The organism is Vibrio sp. 1078-1, from assembly GCF_033340475.1.
Genome location: NZ_JAWOWM010000702.1, coordinates 1 through 562, shown reverse-complemented (window position 1 = coordinate 562; position 562 = coordinate 1). Strand labels below are relative to the sequence as shown.

Here is a 562-nt window from a genome sequence, read left to right as displayed (position 1 = left end):
TCGCCGTCCAGTAGCCTTGGCCGATACCAACAGGAATGGTGTCACCTTTATACCAAGGCGTTTTGTGACGAGACATCTTCCAATCACGAGTTGGCATATTAGCCTTACTTTCTTCGTAGATATCGATGCCTGTGTAGTCACCAAAACCGAACATCATCATCCAGTTTGAAATTCGGTCGATCCCCAAGTCATAAGCAATTTGGTAGTAAAACGTATCAACAGACTCTTCAATGGATTTAATGACATCCACGCGGCCATGTCCCCAACGCAACCAGTCACGGAATGGACGAGTGTCTGAGTTAGGAATGCGCCAATAACCTGGGTCGTTGCGAGTAGTATTTGGCGTGATTACGCCTTCTTGCAACGCTGCGACTGCCATAAATGGCTTGATTGTTGAAGCTGGCGGATAAATACCTAGCGTCGTGCGGTTTACCAACGGGCGGTTTTTATCGTTCAACAAATCGCGATAGGCTTTACCAGAAATGCCGTGGACAAAAGCGTTCGGGTCGTAACTTGGGCTCGACACCATAGCTAGCACCCCATTGTCACGAGGATCAAGCAC

Annotated in this window: 1 protein-coding gene; it reads right to left on the bottom strand. The window is 48.2% G+C overall.

The annotated features are described in order from the left end of the window. The coding region (locus R7190_RS29605) for a penicillin-binding transpeptidase domain-containing protein (protein ID WP_318138169.1) at window positions 1–562 on the bottom strand (562 nt) is incomplete at both ends.